The 18,806-nt window shown below is 71.4% G+C and carries 17 protein-coding genes; 5 read left to right on the top strand and 12 right to left on the bottom strand.

What is annotated here, in order from left to right:
* The first annotated feature begins 4 nt into the window (after nt 1-4).
* On the top strand, nt 5-3,529 hold the full coding sequence (locus SM418_RS22675) for a bifunctional glycosyltransferase/CDP-glycerol:glycerophosphate glycerophosphotransferase (protein ID WP_371942897.1): 3,525 nt from the start codon (nt 5-7) through the stop codon (nt 3,527-3,529).
* Between the two features lie 49 nt (nt 3,530-3,578).
* Here SM418_RS22675 and SM418_RS22670 read toward each other — a convergent pair whose 3' ends face one another.
* The 6 genes from SM418_RS22670 to SM418_RS22645 form a co-directional block, all read right to left on the bottom strand.
* The gene (locus SM418_RS22670; RefSeq protein WP_371942896.1) at nt 3,579-4,280 is read right to left on the bottom strand and encodes a class I SAM-dependent methyltransferase; all 702 of its coding nucleotides are present in this window, start codon (nt 4,278-4,280) and stop codon (nt 3,579-3,581) included.
* Between the two features lie 91 nt (nt 4,281-4,371).
* On the bottom strand, nt 4,372-5,205 hold the full coding sequence (locus SM418_RS22665) for an SRPBCC family protein (protein WP_371942895.1): 834 nt from the start codon (nt 5,203-5,205) through the stop codon (nt 4,372-4,374).
* Nucleotides 5,206-5,370: 165 nt separating this feature from the next.
* On the bottom strand, nt 5,371-6,225 hold the full coding sequence (locus tag SM418_RS22660) for an FAD binding domain-containing protein (protein WP_371942894.1): 855 nt from the start codon (nt 6,223-6,225) through the stop codon (nt 5,371-5,373).
* A complete protein-coding gene (locus SM418_RS22655; protein WP_371942893.1) occupies nt 6,222-8,630 on the bottom strand; it encodes a xanthine dehydrogenase family protein molybdopterin-binding subunit in 2,409 nt (802 codons plus the stop codon). The genes SM418_RS22660 and SM418_RS22655 overlap by 4 nt, the downstream gene beginning before the upstream one ends.
* A complete protein-coding gene (locus SM418_RS22650; RefSeq protein WP_371942892.1) occupies nt 8,627-9,118 on the bottom strand; it encodes a (2Fe-2S)-binding protein in 492 nt (163 codons plus the stop codon). Before SM418_RS22650 ends, SM418_RS22655 begins: the two co-directional genes overlap by 4 nt.
* A gap of 184 nt (nt 9,119-9,302) precedes the next feature.
* Nucleotides 9,303-10,142 (bottom strand): peptidoglycan-binding domain-containing protein, encoded by an 840-nt coding sequence (locus SM418_RS22645; protein WP_371942891.1) that lies wholly within the window; start codon nt 10,140-10,142, stop codon nt 9,303-9,305.
* A 569-nt stretch (nt 10,143-10,711) separates the two neighbouring features.
* Here SM418_RS22645 and SM418_RS22640 point away from each other — a divergent pair.
* A complete protein-coding gene (locus SM418_RS22640) occupies nt 10,712-11,125 on the top strand; it encodes a cysteine dioxygenase (RefSeq protein WP_371942890.1) in 414 nt (137 codons plus the stop codon).
* Here the strand turns inward: SM418_RS22640 and SM418_RS22635 are convergent, their stop codons facing one another.
* From SM418_RS22635 to SM418_RS22625, 3 genes are all read right to left on the bottom strand, one after another.
* Entirely contained in the window at nt 11,126-11,851 is a 726-nt protein-coding gene (locus SM418_RS22635; protein ID WP_371942889.1) for a TetR/AcrR family transcriptional regulator, read from the bottom strand.
* Between the two features lie 77 nt (nt 11,852-11,928).
* Nucleotides 11,929-12,132 carry a hypothetical protein gene (locus tag SM418_RS22630; RefSeq protein ID WP_371942888.1) on the bottom strand — a complete coding sequence of 68 codons (204 nt, stop codon included), beginning with the start codon at nt 12,130-12,132 and terminating at the stop codon, nt 11,929-11,931.
* A 112-nt stretch (nt 12,133-12,244) separates the two neighbouring features.
* Nucleotides 12,245-13,540 carry a PspC domain-containing protein gene (locus SM418_RS22625; RefSeq protein ID WP_371942887.1) on the bottom strand — a complete coding sequence of 432 codons (1,296 nt, stop codon included), beginning with the start codon at nt 13,538-13,540 and terminating at the stop codon, nt 12,245-12,247.
* Nucleotides 13,541-13,689: 149 nt separating this feature from the next.
* Between SM418_RS22625 and SM418_RS22620 the strand changes: the two genes are divergently transcribed.
* The 3 genes from SM418_RS22620 to SM418_RS22610 all read left to right on the top strand — a co-directional run bounded on the left by SM418_RS22620 (nt 13,690) and on the right by SM418_RS22610 (nt 16,404).
* Complete coding sequence (locus SM418_RS22620; protein WP_371942886.1) at nt 13,690-14,892, top strand: ATP-binding protein; 1,203 nt, start codon at nt 13,690-13,692, stop codon at nt 14,890-14,892.
* Between the two features lie 49 nt (nt 14,893-14,941).
* Nucleotides 14,942-15,583 (top strand): LuxR C-terminal-related transcriptional regulator, encoded by a 642-nt coding sequence (locus SM418_RS22615; RefSeq protein ID WP_371942885.1) that lies wholly within the window; start codon nt 14,942-14,944, stop codon nt 15,581-15,583.
* Between the two features lie 143 nt (nt 15,584-15,726).
* Nucleotides 15,727-16,404: a DUF4190 domain-containing protein gene (locus tag SM418_RS22610; protein WP_371942884.1), complete on the top strand. Its 678-nt coding sequence runs from the start codon at nt 15,727-15,729 to the stop codon at nt 16,402-16,404.
* Between the two features lie 52 nt (nt 16,405-16,456).
* Here SM418_RS22610 and SM418_RS22605 read toward each other — a convergent pair whose 3' ends face one another.
* The 3 genes from SM418_RS22605 to SM418_RS22595 all read right to left on the bottom strand — a co-directional run bounded on the left by SM418_RS22605 (nt 16,457) and on the right by SM418_RS22595 (nt 18,724).
* Nucleotides 16,457-17,356 carry a serine hydrolase gene (locus tag SM418_RS22605; protein ID WP_371942883.1) on the bottom strand — a complete coding sequence of 300 codons (900 nt, stop codon included), beginning with the start codon at nt 17,354-17,356 and terminating at the stop codon, nt 16,457-16,459.
* Nucleotides 17,357-17,474: 118 nt separating this feature from the next.
* Nucleotides 17,475-17,948 (bottom strand): SRPBCC family protein, encoded by a 474-nt coding sequence (locus SM418_RS22600; protein ID WP_371942882.1) that lies wholly within the window; start codon nt 17,946-17,948, stop codon nt 17,475-17,477.
* Nucleotides 17,949-18,040: 92 nt separating this feature from the next.
* The gene (locus SM418_RS22595) at nt 18,041-18,724 is read right to left on the bottom strand and encodes a PIG-L deacetylase family protein (protein WP_371943030.1); all 684 of its coding nucleotides are present in this window, start codon (nt 18,722-18,724) and stop codon (nt 18,041-18,043) included.
* Between the last annotated feature and the right edge of the window lie 82 nt (nt 18,725-18,806).

The raw sequence follows: 18,806 nt of genomic DNA, 5'->3' as shown, positions 1-18,806 counted from the left end.
GCTCGTGTCCCCGCAGATCAGCATCGTCGTCCCGTTCCGCAACACCGGTGGCCGGCTGGCCGAGTGCCTGGAATCGCTCGCAGGGCAGACCCTGCGCGATGTCGAGGTGCTCATGGTGGACGACGGCTCCGACGACGGCGGCGCGTCCGTCGCGACGGAGTTCGCCAGGCGCGACGACCGTTTCACGCTGCTCCAGCCGGGTCCCGGTATGTCCGCCGGTGACGCCGGTGTGGAACAGGCCAAGAGCAGGTACCTGGCTTTCGTGGACGGCGAGGACGCGCTACCGCCCTACGCCTACGAGCTGATGGTCAGGACCCTGGATTCGACCGGATCAGACCTGGCCGGCGGAAACGTCATGTGTCTGGACGGGGACCAGGTCTGGCAGTCGCCGCTGCACCGCGAGCCCTACGCGGAGACGGTGAGGTCCACGCACGTCACCCGTCGCCCCACCCTCCTGCAAGACCGGACGCTCTGGAACAAGGTGTACCGGCGTTCGTTCTGGGACGAGCACCGCATCGAACTGGGGACGGACCAGGACGCCCTGGTCGCCGTGCAGACCCAGCTCCTGGCCACCGTCGTGGATGTCCTGGACACCACCGTCTACTACTGGCGTGACCGCTCCGGGACGGCGACACGGCTCCGTCCCGACCCTGCCCACATCACCGCCCGGATGGCGCTCCTCGCGGCCGTCCGGAACCTCGTTCACGATTATGAACCGGAGCTTCTGGCCGTCCACGACATGTACGCGCTGGACCTGGACGTGCGCGAGCTGATGCTCGCGTTGCCCGCCGCCACCTGGGAGGAGCGCGAACGCCTGGTCGATCTGGGGGCGGATATCGTCGCTGACGCCGACCGTTCGGCCGCGGACGGGCTGGAGGCGATCAGGCGCCTGGAGCTGTATCTGCTCCGCGAGCGCATGGTGCCCGAACTGCTCGAAGTGCTCCGCTTCGAGGAGGCCGGGCTCCAGGATGTCCCGATCGTGCCCAGGGGGCGGCTCCGCGCACGCTGGTACGCCCGCTACCCCTTCTTCGACGATGTGGAACGTGCCATTCCCGAGGACGTGTACGACGTCACCGACGAGATCGGCCTGTGGGCGGACGTCGACCGTGTCGAGTGGGACGTCGACACCCTCATCGTCGAGGGCCACGCCTACTTCGACCGGTTCGACGTGTCGGCGGACGTCGATTCCCGCATCCGGGTGTGGATGCGGGACGCCAAGACCGGCAGGGAGATCCGGCTGCCCGTCGAACGGACCCGCTGCCCTGAGGTCACGGCACGTTCCGGGCAGTCGCGCGTCTCCTACGACTGGTCCGGGTTCATCGTGCGCGTGGAGCCCGAGTACCTGCTGGACGGCGACGAATGGCGGACGGCGACCTACGATCTGTTCGCCGAGGTGTCCACGGCCGGGCGCAGAGCGGTGCAGCGGCTGACCGCGACGGCTCCGGCCGTGCGGTGGACGGCGGCGCGCCAGGTGGACGAGCACGTGGCGGTCCAGCCGGCGGCCGGTGACGACGACGCGTTCGTCGTCCACGTCAAGCGGGCCACGGCCGTCCTCACCCGGATCCGGCGCGACGGGGACACCCTGGTACTGGCCGGCTGGACGCGCCGGGCCCTCGGCGCGGGCGCCGCCATGGTCGCGGCCCGCCGGCACGGGGGAGAGGAGATCCGCGGCCAGGTGATGTTGCGCCAGTCGGCCGTCATGCGCATGGCGGAGGGCACGGGCTTCGACTTCACGGCGCGGCTCCCGCTGGAGTTCCTGACGTCCATACGGGACGTCCCCGCGCCCCACCAGACGCACCTGCGCGACGTCATCGACTGGGACATCCGGCTGACCGGCGAGGGCGGCCCGCTGCGGCTCACCGCCGCGAGCAACGTCAGGCCCGTCCGGTTCGCCCTGCCCGCGGCGGCCGGAGAAGGCAGGGAGCTGGCGCTCACCCGGACGGCGTTCGGCAACCTGCGGGCCGTCGAGCGCAGCTTCCGTCCGGTCGTCCGCGCGGCCGAATGGGACGCCGGTGGGCTGCTCACCCTGACCGGCGACTTCGCCGACCCCGCCGACCGGCCCGACCACTTCGTCCTGCGGCGCCGCCGGTCGGGCGACGAGCACCGCATCCCCGTCACGTGGGAACAGCACCGCTTCACCGCCACCTGCACACCCGCGACCATGGCCGTGTTCGGGACGGACCTGCCGTTGAGCAGCGGAACATGGGACGTGCTGGCGCGCGCGCGTTCCGGGGAAGTCGCGGTCGTCGTCGAGCGCGAGGCGATCTCGGCGCTGCCCGACCGGCGACGTGTCGGAATGCACGAATTCGAGGTCGGCGTACACCAGATCGACGCGTTGACGCTGCACAGCCGTCCCGCCCTGGGCGACGATGAGCGAGGCTGCCACGCGCAAGTGCTGCTCCAGCAGCGCGACTACCCGGTTTATCTGCGAAGCCCGCTGGCGGACATCGCCGTCTTCGACAGCTACGACGGGACGCAGTACGGCTGTAGCCCGAGGGCCATCTACGAGGAACTCGCCCGGCGCGGCCCCGAGATGGAATGCGTCTGGATCACCCAGGACGGCCAGTTCTCGGTCGACCTCACGACGGATGTGAAGACCAGGACGGTTCTGGCCGGAAGCCGCGAGCACTATCGCGTTCTCGCGCGCGCACGGCACATCGTCACCAACCGCGGGCTTCCGCCCTGGTACTTCAAGCGCGACGGCCAGACCTACGTCCAGACCTGGCACGGCACCCCGCTGAAGCGTCTCGCCCACGACCTCCGGGACATGCCCTACCAGCGCACCGAACGCCAGGACTGGCTGGAGTGGGAGGTGCGGCGATGGGATCTGCTGCTGTCCCCGAGCCCGTACGCCACCCAGATCATGCGCCGCGCGTTCCGGTACGACGGAGAGATCCTGGAGGCCGGGTATCCACGCAACGACATCCTGAGCACCCCCGAATGGGAGAGCGTCGGGTCGCGCATACGCAAGTGCCTGGGGATCCCCGACGGCAAGAAGGTCGTCCTCTACGCGCCGACATGGCGAGACGACCGGCGCCACGGCCCCGGCAGGCAGGGCTTCTCGCTGGAGCTCGATGTGGAGACCATGCGGCAGGCCCTTGGCGACGACCACATCCTCCTTCTGCGGACGCACCACCTCGTCACCGACAAGGCCCGCACGGTGACGGACGACTTCGTCATCGACGTCTCCCGTTACCCCGACATCGCCGAGCTCTACATGGCGGCGGACGTCCTCGTCACGGACTACTCGTCCGCGATGTTCGACTACGCCGTCCTAGGGCGGCCCATCGTCTTGTTCACCTACGATCTGCAGCGGTACCGCGACCATGTGCGCGGCTTCTACTTCGACCTGGAGGCGGAGGCACCCGGACCCGTCGTGACGACATCGGCGGCGGTCGCCAAAGAGGTCAAGGCAGCACCGGACAACGAGCAGCGGTACGCCGACGCCTACGACAGGTTCTTCGTGAAGTACTGCCCGTACGACGACGGCCAGGCGGCCGCCAGGGTGGTCGACCGGGTCTTCCGCTGAACGTCAGCCGGACGCAGCGCGAGCCGAACGCAGGTCAGCCGTGTGCGGGTCAGCCCGGACGGCGGGCCCGTGCGAACAGCCACACGCCCGGCCATCCGGACACCGGCAGGCGCCGCTCCAGCGCGGCGTACGCGCGCAGCGCCTCGTTGGCGAGCGGATGCAGCGGGGCCAGGTCCTCGCGGCGCGCCGTCCGATGCCTGAGCCGGCGCAGGAGCGGACGGAGCAGCACGCCCCTGCTCCACACCGCCTCCACCACCAGCCCGGCGCCCTCGACCAGTTCGACGAGCGCGCGGCGGGTGTAGCGGCGGACGCGGCCGAGCGCCACGTCGTGCGCCGACCACAGCGCCATGTCGCACGGCACGGACACCAGCGCGATCCCGCCGGGCCGCAGCACCCGGGTGATCTCCGCCGCCGCCCGCGCGTCGTCCTCGACGTGCTCCAGGACGTGCAGCGCCAGCGCCAGGTCGTACTCGCACGGCGGAAGCGGCAGGAAGCGGGCGTCACCCTCGTACGCCTCGACGCCGTGCGCGCGCGCCAGCGCCACTGCGTCCGGGCTCAGGTCGATGCCCGTCGCACGCCATCCGTGCTCGGCGAGCACCCGGCAGCCCGTCCCGGACGCGGCGCCTATGTCGACGGCGGTGCCGGGCGCGCTGAACCGCAGCAGCTCCGCGGACAGGGTCTCCCGCCGCTCGCGGTACCACCAGTTGTCGTTCTCGATCCGCGCGATCCGCTGAAGCTCGATGGTGTCCACGCGACAAGCCGACGGCATCGGCGGCGGCCCGTTCCACCGTCGCCGCCGTCCGCGGGCGGATCGTTGACCCGCGTTTGACCCCCGCCGGGCGTCAGCGCTTCCGGCGGCGCCGGACGAGGAACCGGATGACCAGCAGCAGCGCGACCAGGCCGCCGGCGGCCGGGACGGCGCGCTTGACGACGGACGGCCCCGCGACCTCCAGCAGGTCGATCGCGTCGTCCTCGTCCGCCACGTGCAGCGGCCGCCGTGCGGGCCGCTCCGGAGCGGCGGCGGGAACGGCCGCCTCGGCCCTCGCGACGGCCTCCCCCGTGGCCTTGACCGGGCCGGGCTTGTCGGCCTGCCCCTCCCCGGGCAGCACCGCCTCGGCGGGCTCCTCGGCGAGCTTCGCGGGGCTCTCAGCGGGTTCCGCAGGGCTCTCGGCGGGCGTCTCGGCGCTCTCGGCGGGCGCGCCGGGGGCCGGGCCCTCGGCCGTCTCACCGGACGACTCCAGCTCGGTCGCCAGCGCCTTCGCGAACCGCGAAATGATCTTCGAGCCGACCTCGGACAGGATGTTGCGGCCGAACTGCGCCGGGCGTCCCGTCACGTTCAGCTTGGTGTGCACGGTCACCCGCGTCGTGCCGTCGTCCTGCGCGTGCAGCCTCGCCTGCACCGTCGCCGACGCCGTGCCGGAGCCGCGTGCCTCCTTCGCCGACGCCTCCAGCGTCACGACCCGGGCCGACTCGTCCGCCGACACGATCCGCGCGGTGCCGCGGTAGGTGATGGTCATCGCGCCGACCTTCACCTTCATCCGCCCCGAGTACTCCTCGCCCTCGACCGCGTCGAGCGTCGCGCCCGGCATGCAGGCCGCGACCCGCTCCACGTCGAGCAGCACCGACCAGGCCTGATCCACCGGTACGGGGACGGTGAAATCGTGGTCGAGCTCCATGATCAAAGTCCTTATCGTCCGGAGAACCTGCCGCGACCATACGGTGGTGGCCCGTCCCGCCGCCAGTGGGTGCACCCCGACAGGCGATCAGGTACCCGGCCGCGGGGCGATCATGCGGCCGGGTCCCGGGGCGACGGGACCCGGCCGCATGCCCGGCGGATCGCCTCAGCCCGCGGCGGCGGCCAGCGCCCGCGCGGTGAGCACCGTCGCGAGATGCGTCCGGTACTCGGGCGACCCGTGCAGGTCGGCGGGCGGCTCGGTGCCGGCCGCGGCCTGCGCGGCGGCGGTCCGGAACGCGTCCTCGGACGCGGGCCCGCCCTTGACGGCGACCTCCACCGCGCCGGCCCGCACGGGTGCGGGACCCATGTTGGTCAGCGCGACGCGCGCGTCCTCGATCCCGTCACCGCTGCGGCGGACGGCGCACGCGACACCGACGATCGCCCACGCCTGCGCCGTCCGATGGAACTTCTCGTAGTGGACGCCCCAGCCCGCGCCCAGTTTCGGCAGGCGCACGCCCACGAGCAGCTCGTCCGGCTCCATCGCCGACGTCATCCAGTCGACGAAGAACTCCGACGCGGGGATCTCCCGCTCGCCGCGCACGGACCGGACGAGGAACACCGCGTCCAGCGCCAGCGCGACCGCCGGAAGGTCGCCCGCCGGGTCGGCGTGCGCGAGGGACCCGCCGAACGTGCCGCGATGCCGGACGGCCGGGTCGGCGACCGTCTCCGTCGTCTCCGCGACCAGCGGGGCGTGCTCGCGCACCAGCGGGTCGCGGATCACCTGGTAGTGCGTCGCCATCGCGCCGATCACGATCGCGTCGCCGGCGTCGCGGATCTCGCGGAGCCCGCCGACCCGGTCCAGGTCGATCAGCGCGTCCGGGATGGCGAGCCGCATCCGCAGCAGCGGCATCAGGCTCTGCCCGCCGGCCAGCACCTTCGCGTCCTCGCCCGCGTCGGACAGCGCCGTGACGGCGTCGTCCAGCGAGGCGGGGCGCACGTAGTCGAACGTCGCGGGGATCACTGGTCACCTCCGGCCGAGCCGAGCCCGCCGCCCGCGCCCGGTTGCGCGCTCGTGTCGACGGCGGCCTTCGATTCTCCGCGCAGCGCGAGCCATACGCGTTCGGGCGTGCACGGCATGGGCACGTCCTTGACGCCGTGCGGGCGCAGCGCGTCCACGATCGCGTTGACCACAGCCGGGGTGGAGGCGATCGTGCCCGCCTCCCCGACGCCCTTCACGCCCATGGGGTTGGACGTCGCGGGCGTCTCGGTGCGGTCGGTCGTGAACGTCGGCAGGTCCTTCGCGGACGGGATCAGATAGTCGGCCATCGTGGTCGTCGTCAGGTTGCCGTCGGCGTCGTACACGGCCTCCTCGTACAGCGCCTGGGCGATGCCCTGCGCGAGCCCGCCGTGGACCTGCCCCTCGACGATGAGCGGGTTGACCACCTTGCCGACGTCGTCCACGGCCACGTACTTGCGGAGCTTCACCATCCCCGTCTCTGTGTCGACCTCCGCCGCGCAGAGGTGCGTGCCATGCGGGAAGGAGAAGTTGTCGGGGTCGAACGTGGCGTCGGAGTCCAGCGAGGGTTCGATGCCGTCCGGCAGGTCGTGCGCGGCGAACGCGGCCAGCGCGATCTCCTGCAGCGTCTTGCCCTCCTGCTGGACGCCGCGGACGCTGAACCGCCCGCCGGTGAACTCCAGGTCCTGCTCGGACGCCTCCAGCAGATGCGCCGCGACCGTGCGGGCCTTGTCGACGACCTTCTCGCAGGCGGCGAACAACGCGACCCCGCCCACGGTCAGGGAACGGGAACCGTACGTGTCCATGCCCTTGTGCGAGATCGCCGTGTCGCCGTGCAGGACCTTCACGTCCTCGAACGGGACACCGAGCCTGTCCGCGGTGATCTGCGCCCAGGCGGTCTCGTGGCCCTGCCCGTGTGCGGACGAGCCGGTGACCACCTCCACCTTGCCGGACGGCAGGACACGCACCGCCGCGTGCTCCCACCCGCCGGCGCCGTACGACAGCGAGCCGAGCACGCGCGACGGTGCGAGCCCGCACATCTCCGTGAACGTCGACACCCCGATGCCGAGCTGCACGGGATCCTGCCGTTCCCGCCTGTCGGCCTGTTCCGCGCGGAGCTTGTCGTACTCGAACAGCTCCAGGGCCTTGTCCGTCGCCGCCTCGTAGTTGCCGGAGTCGTACGTGAGACCCGCGATCGTCTCGTACGGGAACTCCTCGTGCTTGATCCAGTTGTGGCGGCGGACCTCGATGGGGTCGATGCCCAGTTCGGCGGCCAGTTCGTCCATCAGGCGCTCGATCGCGAACGTGGCCTCCGGACGGCCCGCGCCGCGATACGCGTCGGTGGGCACCTTCGTCGTGAAGACTCCCGTGCAGGTGAACGAGAGGGCGTCCATCTTGTAGATGCCGTTGAACATGAACGCGCCCAGCAACGGGATGCCGGGCGTGACCAGCATGAGGTATGCCCCCATGTCGGCCAGCAGATCCACCTTCAGCCCACGGATCCGGCCGTCCCGCTCTGCCGCGAGCGTGAGCCGCTGTATCTGGTCGCGTCCGTGGTGGACGGTCATGTTGCCTTCGCTACGCGTCTCCGTCCACTTGACGGGACGGCCCAGCCTGCGGGCCAGCAGCAGCGCGATGACCTCCTCCCCGTACACCTGGAGCTTGGAGCCGAAGCCTCCGCCGACGTCCGGGGCGACGACCCGGATCCGGTGCTCGGGGATCTCGGTGACCGTGGCCAGCATCAGCCGCAGGATGTGCGGGATCTGCGTGGCCGAGTACAGCGTGAACTCGTCCCCGTCCGGGACGCACAGGACCGACCGCGGCTCCATCGCCGTGGGGATGAGCCTCTGCTGGACGTAGCGGCGCTCAATGACGACCGGTGCGTCCCTCATCGCGGCGTCGAGATCCCCGTTCTCGAACACCCACGTGTAGGACTTGTTCGTCCCCAGGTCTTCATGCACGAGATCGGCGCCGTCGGCCAGTGCCGCCTCCATGTCCACCACAGCGGACAACGGCTCGTAGTCGGCGTCGATCTCTTCCAGGGCGTCAACGGCCGATGCCTTGTCGCGGGCCACGACGCACGCGACGGGCTCACCGACGTAGCGCACCTCGGTCACCGCCATGGACGGGTGGTCCGGGTGCTTCATGTCTTCGGTCACCACCCATGCGCACGGCAGCGACCCCTGTTCTTCAGCAAGGTCCTGACCGGTGAACACGGCGACCACACCGGGGCTCCGCTTCGCCTGGGACGTGTCGAGGTTCGCGATCCTGGCGTGCGCGTACGGGCTGCGCAGGAACGCCACATGCAGCGTCCCGGCCGGGGTCATGTTGTCGGTCCACCGGGTGCGGCCGGTGATGAGCCGGGCGTCCTCCGACCGCTTGCGCGGGCTGCCGACCTCCTGCACGGTCACGGCGTCACCTCCTGCCCGGCGGGCTCGCGCATCTCGCTCGCGGCCCGCCGCACCGCCTTGACGATGTTCTGGTAGCCCGTGCACCGGCACAGGTTGCCCTCCAGGCCCTCCCGGACCTCGTCCTCGGACGGGTCGGGGTCCTCCCGCAGGAGATCGAGCGATGCCATGATCATGCCGGGAGTGCAGTAGCCGCACTGGAGCGCGTGCTCCTCGTGGAAGGCCCGCTGCATCGGATGCGGGACGCCGTTGACGCCGAGCCCCTCGACGGTCGTCACGTCACGGCCGTCCGCCTGGACGGCGAGCACGGAGCAGCTCTTCACGCTCATGCCGTCCATCAGGACGGTGCAGGCTCCGCAGTTGCTGGTGTCGCACCCGACCGGGGTCCCGACCTTTCCCAGCCGTTCGCGTAGATAGTGGACGAGAAGGAGGCGCGGTTCGACGTCGTCCTCATACGTCGCGCCGTCGACCTCGACACGGATACGTGGCATGCGTTTCTCCCAGGGACGTCTCGGGGTGGACATTGAGAGACGTCCCGCTGGGCGGGGCACGCTGGTCAGGCCACGTCATCGGGGCCACCTCCGTGGAAGCGACCCTATGAACCTATGCCGGGGTTGAATCCCGTACTAGCCCCTTGCGCCGCTTATTTACCGACGTCTGAGGCAACGATGGCGGCTAGTGCACGCGAAGCAGAACCGGCCAGGTCTTCGGCCCGACGATGCCGTCGTCCTCGACGCCGCCCCACCGCTGCACCGCCTTCACGGCCGCCTCGGTGGTGTCGTCGAACGTCCCGGTCATCCTGACCTCGGAATGGCTGCGCGCCATCAGCAGCCCCTGCACGCTCTCGACGTGCTCGCCCGTGTCGCCCTTGCTCAGTTCCGGGAGCTTCCTCACCATGTCCTCCGTCCAGTTGCCTCCGCCGTACGCGGGCCGTCCGTAACCGGCGATCACGCCGGAGCCGCGGACGCGGCGCTTCACCGCATCATCGGTGTTGCCCTCGATGGTCTGGAGCCGCCCACCGCCGAGCACCTTCTCGACCACGCCTACGTGGTCGATGGCGCTGATCGTGTTGGTGGCGCCCCAGTCGAAGAACACGATGTCGCCGGGTTTCGCCTGGTCGACGCTCGCGGTCGTCCCGGCGTGCCACCGTCCGACGTTGCGGAAATCCTCCGCATGCCACGGCGTGTAGGCGCGATCTCCACCTGGGAGGACGGCGTCGGCGTTCCCGCTGTGCCGCGCCCAGTAGGTGACGGCCATGTCGCACCAGGCCGCCCGGAGGAAGTCGTCCCCGTGCCTGGAGGCGTACTCCTTGGTGATGGCGTTGGGGCGGCCCGACGTTCCGAGGGACTTGCGGGCCTCGTCGATCATCTCGGTCGCGCCCGCCGCCGCGCTGATCAGCCGCGCGGCCGGAAAGACACCGGCGGCGTCCGGTTCGCCGTAAAGCTCCCGGAGAATCTGTTCCTCGTCGGGTTCGGTGGCGTGATGGACGCCGTAATGCACGTCCACCTCGTCCATATGGTCGGCTTCGTTCGCACTTGTTCTATTTTGGGGGGTCACATGCTCCTCCAGGAGCGATCGGTCCCGGCCGCGCCGTTCCGGCGCGCCTCCCGCCCGACTGTAATGGAGTAAACCATTACTTCTTCTATTTCCATGCTAAAACAAACTCAACCGTGCACACCACCCTTCCGGCACGGTAAGGCGTGGGGGTGCATCGCCCGCCGACGGGCGATAATTGGGGATTTCGAGGGTAGGCCCGGCCTATGTTCATCTTCCTGTCGTCCCGGCTCGGCTGCCTGGGGTCGCTGATCGTGACGCTGTTCCTCAGCGCGGTCGTCTACCTGATCATCAGCCGCTGACCCCGCCCGCGGTCTCGCGGGTGGACTCCGGGCGGGACGGATTCCGGGTGGACTCGCGGTGATCGGTTTGACAATCCTCGGTGACGGAGTGTCTCCTTGGGACCGTGACCGAGCGCGTGTCGACCGACAGCCCCGTGGCCCTGCGCCGTGCGGCCAGCGCGCTGTGTCCTTCGTGTTGTCGCTGAACCCCTTCATTCCGGCTGACACACGTACACGAAGGACCTTCCCGTGGACCTCTCCGTGGTTCCCGATCTCACCATGCGCGGCCAGGACGATCCGCACGACCGCGCGATCGCCGTCCGGCCGCCGACCGTCGGGCAGCTCGCCGCCCGCGTCCGCGAGCTCGCCGGGCGCCCCGACGAGTGGTGGCGGCTCGTCGCGTTCGACACCGTCCGGCCGCGCGACGTCCCGCTGGACGACACCGCCTGGCTGACGATGTGGCCACCCGGTCATGTCGGGACGGTGCACGGCGGCGTCAGCACCCTGGTGGCGGGTGAGCTGGCCGTCGTCACGATCACCGAGCGCGGCGTCACCGAACGGCCGCTGCGCGCCAACCGGATCCGGGTGCACGGCGGCCCGCAGGCGCTGACGAACCCGGGCCCGGCCTTCGCGGTCAGCCTGCACGCCGCCGCACGCCGCTGATCAGCCGCGCTCGGGCGGCTCTTCAGCGGATTCGTCGGTGAGATAGGGGGAGGCGGCCTCCCGGCCGATGAGCGGCAGCAGCGCGAAGTAGGTCAGCGACGGCAGCAGCGACGGCAGTTCCTCCGCCTCGCCCGTCTCCATCTGGACGTGGATCGCGCTGTAGATGCCGCCGACGATCGCGTCCACCACGGCGGCCGGGACCGGCGGCAGCGACGGGCCGGTGAAGAAGCCGCGGAACCGCGCGAGGTCGTCGATGCGCGCCTGCCGGACCCGCCGGCCCGCCGCGTTCGCCTCGACCAGCGACACCCGTGCGAACCGGGGCTCGCGGGCCAGGTCGACGAGCAGAGTGCGCAGCACCGCGTGGATCCCGTCCGGCCGGCTGGACGCCGACTCGTAGGCCCGCGTCATGCGCCCGAGCAGGATGTCCATCCCGCGCTGGTAGGCCGCGAGGAAGCAGTCGTCCAGATCGGTGAAGTGCGCGTAGAACGTCTTCTTCGTGACGCCCGCGCCCTCGGTGACCCGGCTGATCGTGGTGTGCGTGAACCCGCGCTCGGACGCGACCTGGACGAACGCGTCGATCAGCCGTTCCCGCTGGATGGCGGCGACGGTCTCGGGGGAGAGGCCGTGCCGTCCGGGCTTGATGGCGCGGCCCGGGTCCAGCGCGGATCGAGACCCGGGCAGCACGTTCGCGGGGCCCGTCTCCGGTGTCCCGGTCTGCCCTGACATCCAGCCCCATTCCGTCACCTGCCGTCGGGATCACACTACTTCCCGTCCGGCGGGCGAGGGGAGCCGCGGTCGGCGGATCAGCGCAGGTCGCGGCGGCGCGAGCGGGTCAGCACCCGGACGGTCCCGACGAGGCCGAGGCCGATCAGCACCACCGGGGCCAGCACCGTCGCGGACAGGAGGCGCTCCTCCGACAGGCCGTCCGCGAGGAACAGCCCCGCGAGGACGAGGAAGAACACTCCGGTCACCGGGCCCGCCGGGTCGAACCGGTGTCGCCTGGCCACGTCTCGCTCCGCTCCCGGCCGCTCAGTTCCCCGCCGTTCTGTTCCCTGCCGTTCTGTTCCCCGCCGTTCTGTTCCCTGCCGTTCTGTTCCCCGCCGTTCTGTTTCCCGTCGCTCAGCCACGGTGCACGTCCACGTCTCCGACCTTGCCGCGTATCCGCAGCTCGATCACCGGCGGGTTGCCGCCGCGCGTCTCCGGTTCGAGGACGCGGACGACCTTCACGTTCGGGCCGCTCGTCGTCCGATGCTGGACGCGCAGGTCGCCGAGCGCGATTCGCGCGTTCACCGTGACCCGGGCGGCGGGCGGCAGCGTGACCGCGATCCCGCCGAGGCCCACCTGCGCGTCGATCGTGACGTGCTGGCCCGGGGCGAGCGAGAGCGCGGTGAGGTCGAGGTCGCCCTGGCCAACGCCGATCTTGTAGGTCTGGTTCGTCTGCGATGCGTTCGTGGGACGCCAGTCGATGTCCCCGTACTCGGCGTTGCGCGGCATGTCACCCACCACGGTCGTTGTCAGCATGCTGAGGGTCAGGAGGGTCCCCACCGCCATGAGGCCGTGCGTGCGGAACCAGCCGCCCGCGACGAGGCCGAGCCCGACGACCGCGAGCGCGGGCGCCATGACGATCAGCCAGGAGTCGGGGGCCGGGTATCCCTTCGCGACGGGGAGCATCGCGGCGCCCGCGGCCATGGCGGCCAGCAGCGCGATCGCGGCCGCCGGCGACCGGTCGCCGCGCCCGCCCTCCCGCCGCGCCTTGCCCGCCGACGGAACGTCGTCGGCGAGGGCGTCGGCCCGCGTGGCCGAGTAGTCCGCGAGGTCGATCATGCCGTCGGGCAGCCCGCCGCCGGCCGGCGCCTCACCCGGCAGGTCCTCGTCGAGGAGGTCATTACCGGGCAGGTCCTTGTGGAGGGACACGCCGCCGGCCGTGGCGTCCCCCGACCGCGCCCACGCCGCCGACGGCTCCGGCGGATGCCCGGCGAGCCGTTCGGGGACGGACCGCGCCGCCGCCACCAGGTCCGTCCCCCGCGAGTGCGCGACCAGCAGCACCAGCCCGAACACCACCAGGACGGCGATCGCGTCGGTGTAGGCCCCGCCGAACAGGGTGAACACGACGCCGACGCACAGCAGCGCGCCGAGGATCGACAGGACGGCCTGCGCGTCGAACCACCGCTTGAAGAACTGCTCCGCGAGCGACGACTCGCCGGTGCTCGCGGGCATCAGCAGCGCCGCCGCGATGTAGAGGAAGACGCCCTGCCCGTGCGCCAGGACCAGGATCGCGAAGCCCACGCGGAAGATGACGGGGTCGATGCCGGTGTAGCGGCCGAGGCCGGTGCACACACCGGCGAGCAGCCTCCGGTCGGCGTCCCGCGCCAGCCGCTGGTAGCCCGTGCTCTCCCGCGCCATCTCGTTTTCCATGCCTGCCATCGTGGCCCGTCACCTCCCGCGAGCGGTATCGGGGACGTCCCTGAGCCGACCCTGAGCCGGTTCCGGGGTAGGCCCCTGATGCGGTTCGCGTACGCGCGTGTGACGATCGATGACGTGGGAGTACCGGGAAGAGGGCGGCCGTGAGCCAGGAGACGGTGGAGCGGCCGGAGGCGCCGCGGGCACGGCCGCCTGCGCTGGAGCGCGCCGCCGAGGGCAGGCTCGTGGCCGGGGTGTGCCGCGGCCTGGCCGCGCATCTCGGCGTGGACGTGCTGTTCGTCCGGGCCGCGTTCGTGCTGCTGACGGTGGCGAGCGGGCTCGGCGTCGCCGCGTACGCCGCGTTCTGGATCCTCGTCCCCGCGCCCGAGAAGGACGCGGCGGCCGAGCGGCCCGCCGGGCGCCGGCGCGGGCGCGACTGGGGCCAGCTGCTCGCCTACACGGCGGTCACGCTGGGCCTCGCGGTGCTGCCCTGGGGCGCGGCCGGGGTCGTCCAGTGGGCGCTGTGGCCGTTCGTCGTCGGCGGCGTCGGCGCCGCGATCCTGTGGCAGCAGGCCGACCGCGACCAGCGGCAGCGGTGGACGCTGCCGCTCCGCCAGCGGTGGCTGCGCAGCCTGCTCGGCCTGCTGCTGGTGGTCGGCGGCATCGGCGGCGTCGTCGTGCAGAACGTGGAGGCCGCCCAGGCGCGGTCGGTGATCATCGCGATGCTGATCATCCTGACCGGGGTCGCGGTGATCGTGACGCCGTGGGTGGTGCGGCTCTGGCAGGACCTGGACGCCGAGCGGCACGAGCGCATCCGCTCCCAGGAGCGCGCCGAGCTGGCCGCGCACATCCACGACTCGGTGCTGCACACGCTGACGCTGATCCAGCGGAACGCGCACGACACGCGGGAGGTGCAGCGGCTCGCCCGGTCCCAGGAGCGGACGCTGCGGACGTGGCTCTACCAGCCGCGCGACGACGCCGACCGGATGTTCGCCGCCGCGATCAAGGAGGTCGCCGGGGAGGTCGAGGACGACCACGGCGTGCCCATCGAGATCGTCTGCGTGGGCGACACGGCGCTGGACGAGCGGCTCGGCGCGGCGCTGCAGGCGGCGCGGGAGGCGATGGTGAACGCCGCCAAGTACGCGGAGGCGCCGTCGGTGTCGGTGTACGCGGAGGTGGCGGACGACGAGATCGCCATCTTCGTCCGCGACCGCGGCAAGGGATTCGACCTCGACCAGGTCCCGGCGGACCGGATGGGCGTCCGGGGGTCCATCATCGGACGTATGGAGCGCAACGGCGGCACGGCGACCGTCCGCACGGCGCCGGGCGAGGGCACGGAAGTGCGGTTGGAGATCAAGAAGGCATGAGCGGAGCGAACCGGGGGCGTGCGGCGCCGTCCCCCGCGAAGGGGTGGGCATGGGCGAGTCTCTGAAGAGGGTCGTGCTGGTGGACGACCACCAGATGTTCCGCACGGGCGTGAAGGCGGAGCTCGGCGGCGGCGTCGAGATCGTCGGCGAGGCGGGCGACGTCGACGAGGCGGTCACGGTGATCCGCGGGACGCTGCCGGACGTGGTGCTGCTGGACGTCCACCTGCCCGGCGGCGGGGGCATCGAGGTGCTGCGCCGGCTGCACGGCGCCGTCCCGTCCAGGTTCCTCGCGCTGTCGGTGTCGGACGCGGCGGAGGACGTGATCGGGGTCGTGCGCGGCGGGGCGCGCGGCTACGTCACCAAGACGATTTCGGGACCGGAGCTGACGGACGCGATCGGCCGGGTCGCGGAGGGCGACGCGGTGTTCTCGCCCCGCCTCGCCGGTTTCGTGCTGGACGCGTTCGCCGCGTCGGACGCCCCCGCCGTGGACCCCGAGCTGGACCAGATCACCCAGCGGGAGCGGGACGTCCTGCGGCTGATCGCGCGCGGCTACGCCTACAAGGAGATCGCGAAGGAGCTGTTCATCTCGGTGAAGACGGTGGAGACGCACGTGAGCAGCGTCCTGCGCAAGCTCCAGCTGTCGAACCGGCACGAGCTGTCGCGCTGGGCCGCGGCGCGCCGTCTCGTGTAACGGTCGGCTCGCTTAACACTCGTCTTCGCTGGAACCGGTATCAATGGCCGATACAGTCGCTGGTCATGACATACCCTCCCCCCGGATCCGGGTATCCGGATTCCCAACCGCCTTATCCTCCCGGCCCCCCGCCGGTCCCGCCCATGCCGTCCGGCCCCGACTTCGGGCCCTCGTCCGCAAGCGACAAGACCAACGGCCTGGCGATCGCTGCCTTCGTCACCGGCCTGCTCGGCTGCTTCGGCATTCTCGGGATCATCCTCGGTGCGATCTCGCTGAGCCAGATCGGCCGCAACGGCGGCAAGGGCCGCGGCTTCGCGATCGCCGGCATCGTCCTGTCCTCCTTCTGGCTCGTCGCCGGCATCGTCTTCGGCGTCATCGCGGCGAGCAGCGACTCCTCCGGTGACGGGGCGACGCCCAGCCCGACCCGGACCAAGCCGAAGGAGGTGGACGCGCAGAAGATGAAGGTCGGCGACTGCATCAACGACAACACGGCCGCGCCCAACCCCTCCGCCACGGAGCCGGTCGAGGTCGACAGCGTCAAGATCGTCGCGTGCACCTCGCCCCACGACGGCGAGGTGACGGCCGTCTTCCGGCTGTCGGCGGCCACGCTGCCGCCGGAGGCGGAGTTGCGGCAGCGGGCCTCGACGGGCTGCAAGCTCCGCACCGCGGCCAGGCTCCGCCGCGACCCCGCGGCGAGCAGCCTCGCGAACTCCTACTACTACCCCACGGACGAGTCGTGGAAGTCGGGTGACCGCAGCGTCACCTGCGTGGCCGTCGCCGCGAACGAGGGCACCAAGCTCACTCGGCCGCTGCAGCGCTGACCTTCTCCGGCGTCCGCCGGGCGGCCGGCCCGCCGCCCGGGACGCGTCCCCCTCAGCGCGAGTCGCGCATGGTGCTCACGACCATCTCGGCGACGTGTTCGACCGTGGACACGCCCGCCTCCATCGTCGGGCTGTCGCCGCTGCACACCGCGACGAGAAAGTCGTGATCGGGGCCGGTGATGCGGCCGATGCTGTTCACCGCCCAGCCGTGTCCCTGGTGGTGAACGGGCGTCCAGCCGTTCTTCAGCGCCACCTTCTCGCCCGGAAGGGCTGCCGCGCTGACCCCCCACGCCTGCTCGTGCAGCACCGAACCCATCAGGCCCAGGATGTACTGACGGCTCAACGGCTTGATGGGGCTCTTGTCCGACACCAGGGTCCGCAGCAGGCGGACCTGATCGGACGGGGTCGTCAGGGACGAACCCCATGACCCGGGGAACGGTGTCGTGCTCTTCAGGCCGAAGCGCTTGTTGGTCGCTCTGACCCCGTCCCCGCCGCCGGCCGCGGAGTACAGGGAGTCGGCGGCGCCGTTGTCGCTCTCGCGGATCATCCGTCCGGCCAGTTCCCGCTGCCCCGCGGTCAGGCCGCGGCGGTCGCGCTGCCGTTGCAGGACGAGGCTCGACAGGATGTCGACCTTCATGATGCTGGCGGTGACGAAGCGGCCCTTCTCGTTCTGCCCGAAGGACAGCCCTGTGCGCAGGTCGGTCGCCATCACCCCGGCCTTGCCCGGACGCGTCCCGAGGTAGGCGCGGACGGCCTGCGTCAGCGCCGCCGGTTCGAACGGCCGGGTGATCTCCTTCGCCACGGCCGGCCCCCGTCCGGCCGCGATCAGCTTGGTCGCGCCGACGGTGGCGCCGCTCCTGCGGGGCGGTGCGTCCGTGATCAGCCGGTGGGCGGTGAACCCCGCCCCGGTGGCGCCCAGCGCCAAGGTGAGCGCGATGATGCGACGCCGCATCGATCCCCCCGAATTCATGCGGACATGGAGTGGTGCGCGGTGGTGCGCCGGTGGGGGGCGTGTCGGCGAGCGGTGCGCCGGTGAGCGGTGTGCCAGTGAGCGGTGTGCCGGTGAGGTGTCAGAGGACGCCTGGAAGGCGGGCGGGGCAGCCGGGCTCGCAGCGCTCGGCGTGCCATGCCACCCGGCGCGCGGACGTTCCGAGGCGGCGGCGCAGCGCCTGCCGGGTGAACGGCCCCGTTCCCGGGAACCCGTCGAACTCGCCGCGCCAGCGGATCAGCGTGCCCGCGGGGTGCGGCTCCAGCGTGACGTCCGCCCGGAAGCGGCGCGGCGGACGGAACGGGCGCGGCGGTGGCCCCGCCAGCGCGACGTAGCCGTAGTGCCGCGGCGGATCCCAGGCCACGACCTCCTCACGCCACGGCCGGACGTAGCGGACGGCCCCGAGCCCGTTCGGGTGCTCGGCCCCGCCGGACTCGCGCCTCGCGCGGAGCCAGAACCCGCCCCATTCGCCCCACGCCTCCGGGACGCACAGATGCTTGAAGATGACGTCCGGCGTGGTGCGCGAGACGGCGGTGGCCTCGATCTCATGCGGCATGACAACCCCCCAAGTCCCGTCACATGGGGTGCATGCCCGATCTGGAAGCGATTACGGCTTGTAATGCGATGTATTTATAGAGTGACCGGAACTCAGGCGGTGTCGACCACCTGGAACGCCTCGGCGAGCCGGCCCTCGGGGAGCCCTGCCGCGGACGCGTTGGCGCCCAGCCAGCCGCGCAGCATCTCCGGCAGCCCGTCGCCCATGTGCCCGGTCTGGCTGGTGTGCGCCCGCAGCGCCTCCACCTTCCGCCCGAACTGGTCGGTGATGTCGACGTAGTGGTTCACGACCGGCCCGCCGGTGAGCCACACCTCCCGGGCCGTCCACGCGTCCAGGCCCTCGTCGGCGAGCAGTTCCGGGAACGCGTACGGGTTGCGGGCGTCGGGGTAGACGGCGTCGAGCGCGGCCGAGCCGACCGCCCGGTGGTCGGGGTGGCTCGGGTAGATCCGCTCGTAGTTGCGTTCCGGGCTCGGCATCAGCACCCGGTCCGGCCGGACCTGGCGGATCACCCGGGTGATGTCGCGGCGCAGGTCCAGCGTCGCCTCGACCCGGCCGTCGGAGTACCCGAGGAACCGGACGTCGCTGACCCCGACGCACCCGGCCGCCGCGAACTGCTCCTTGCGGCGCAGCTCGGCCATCTCCTTGCGCGAGACGTTGTCGTCGAAGCCGCCGGCGTCGCCGTCGGTCACCATGAGGTAGACGACCTCGACGCCCCGGGCCGTCCAGCCCGCCACCGTCCCGGCCGCGCCGAAGTCCACGTCGTCGGGATGGGCCATCACGACGAGGATTCGCTGCAGTTCGCCATCGTCCAGAACATTGGTCACGGTTTCAACAATAAGGTCTGGAATGGAGATGTGT

It is taken from the genome of Actinomadura chokoriensis (genome assembly GCF_041463665.1).
GTDB classification, from domain to species: domain Bacteria; phylum Actinomycetota; class Actinomycetes; order Streptosporangiales; family Streptosporangiaceae; genus Spirillospora; species Spirillospora chokoriensis_A.
The sequence above is the reverse complement of the archived record's forward strand: the minus strand, read 5'-3'. Positions and strand labels throughout refer to the sequence as shown.

Excerpts from the sequence above, each read along its gene's own strand:
- SM418_RS22665 (WP_371942895.1), bottom strand. The coding sequence starts at position 5,205 with ATGGAGCTCGACCACGATTTCACCGTCCCCGTACCGGTGGATCAGGCC.
- SM418_RS22595 (WP_371943030.1), bottom strand. The coding sequence starts at position 18,724 with ATGGCCCATCCCGACGACGTGGACTTCGGCGCGGCCGGGACGGTGGCG.
- SM418_RS22625 (WP_371942887.1), bottom strand. The coding sequence starts at position 13,540 with ATGGAAAACGAGATGGCGCGGGAGAGCACGGGCTACCAGCGGCTGGCG.
- SM418_RS22610 (WP_371942884.1), top strand. The coding sequence starts at position 15,727 with ATGCCGTCCGGCCCCGACTTCGGGCCCTCGTCCGCAAGCGACAAGACC.
- SM418_RS22650 (WP_371942892.1), bottom strand. The coding sequence starts at position 9,118 with ATGCCACGTATCCGTGTCGAGGTCGACGGCGCGACGTATGAGGACGAC.
- SM418_RS22605 (WP_371942883.1), bottom strand. The coding sequence starts at position 17,356 with ATGCGGCGTCGCATCATCGCGCTCACCTTGGCGCTGGGCGCCACCGGG.
- SM418_RS22600 (WP_371942882.1), bottom strand. The coding sequence starts at position 17,948 with ATGCCGCATGAGATCGAGGCCACCGCCGTCTCGCGCACCACGCCGGAC.
- SM418_RS22635 (WP_371942889.1), bottom strand. The coding sequence starts at position 11,851 with ATGTCAGGGCAGACCGGGACACCGGAGACGGGCCCCGCGAACGTGCTG.
- SM418_RS22645 (WP_371942891.1), bottom strand. The coding sequence starts at position 10,142 with ATGGACGAGGTGGACGTGCATTACGGCGTCCATCACGCCACCGAACCC.
- SM418_RS22615 (WP_371942885.1), top strand. The coding sequence starts at position 14,942 with ATGGGCGAGTCTCTGAAGAGGGTCGTGCTGGTGGACGACCACCAGATG.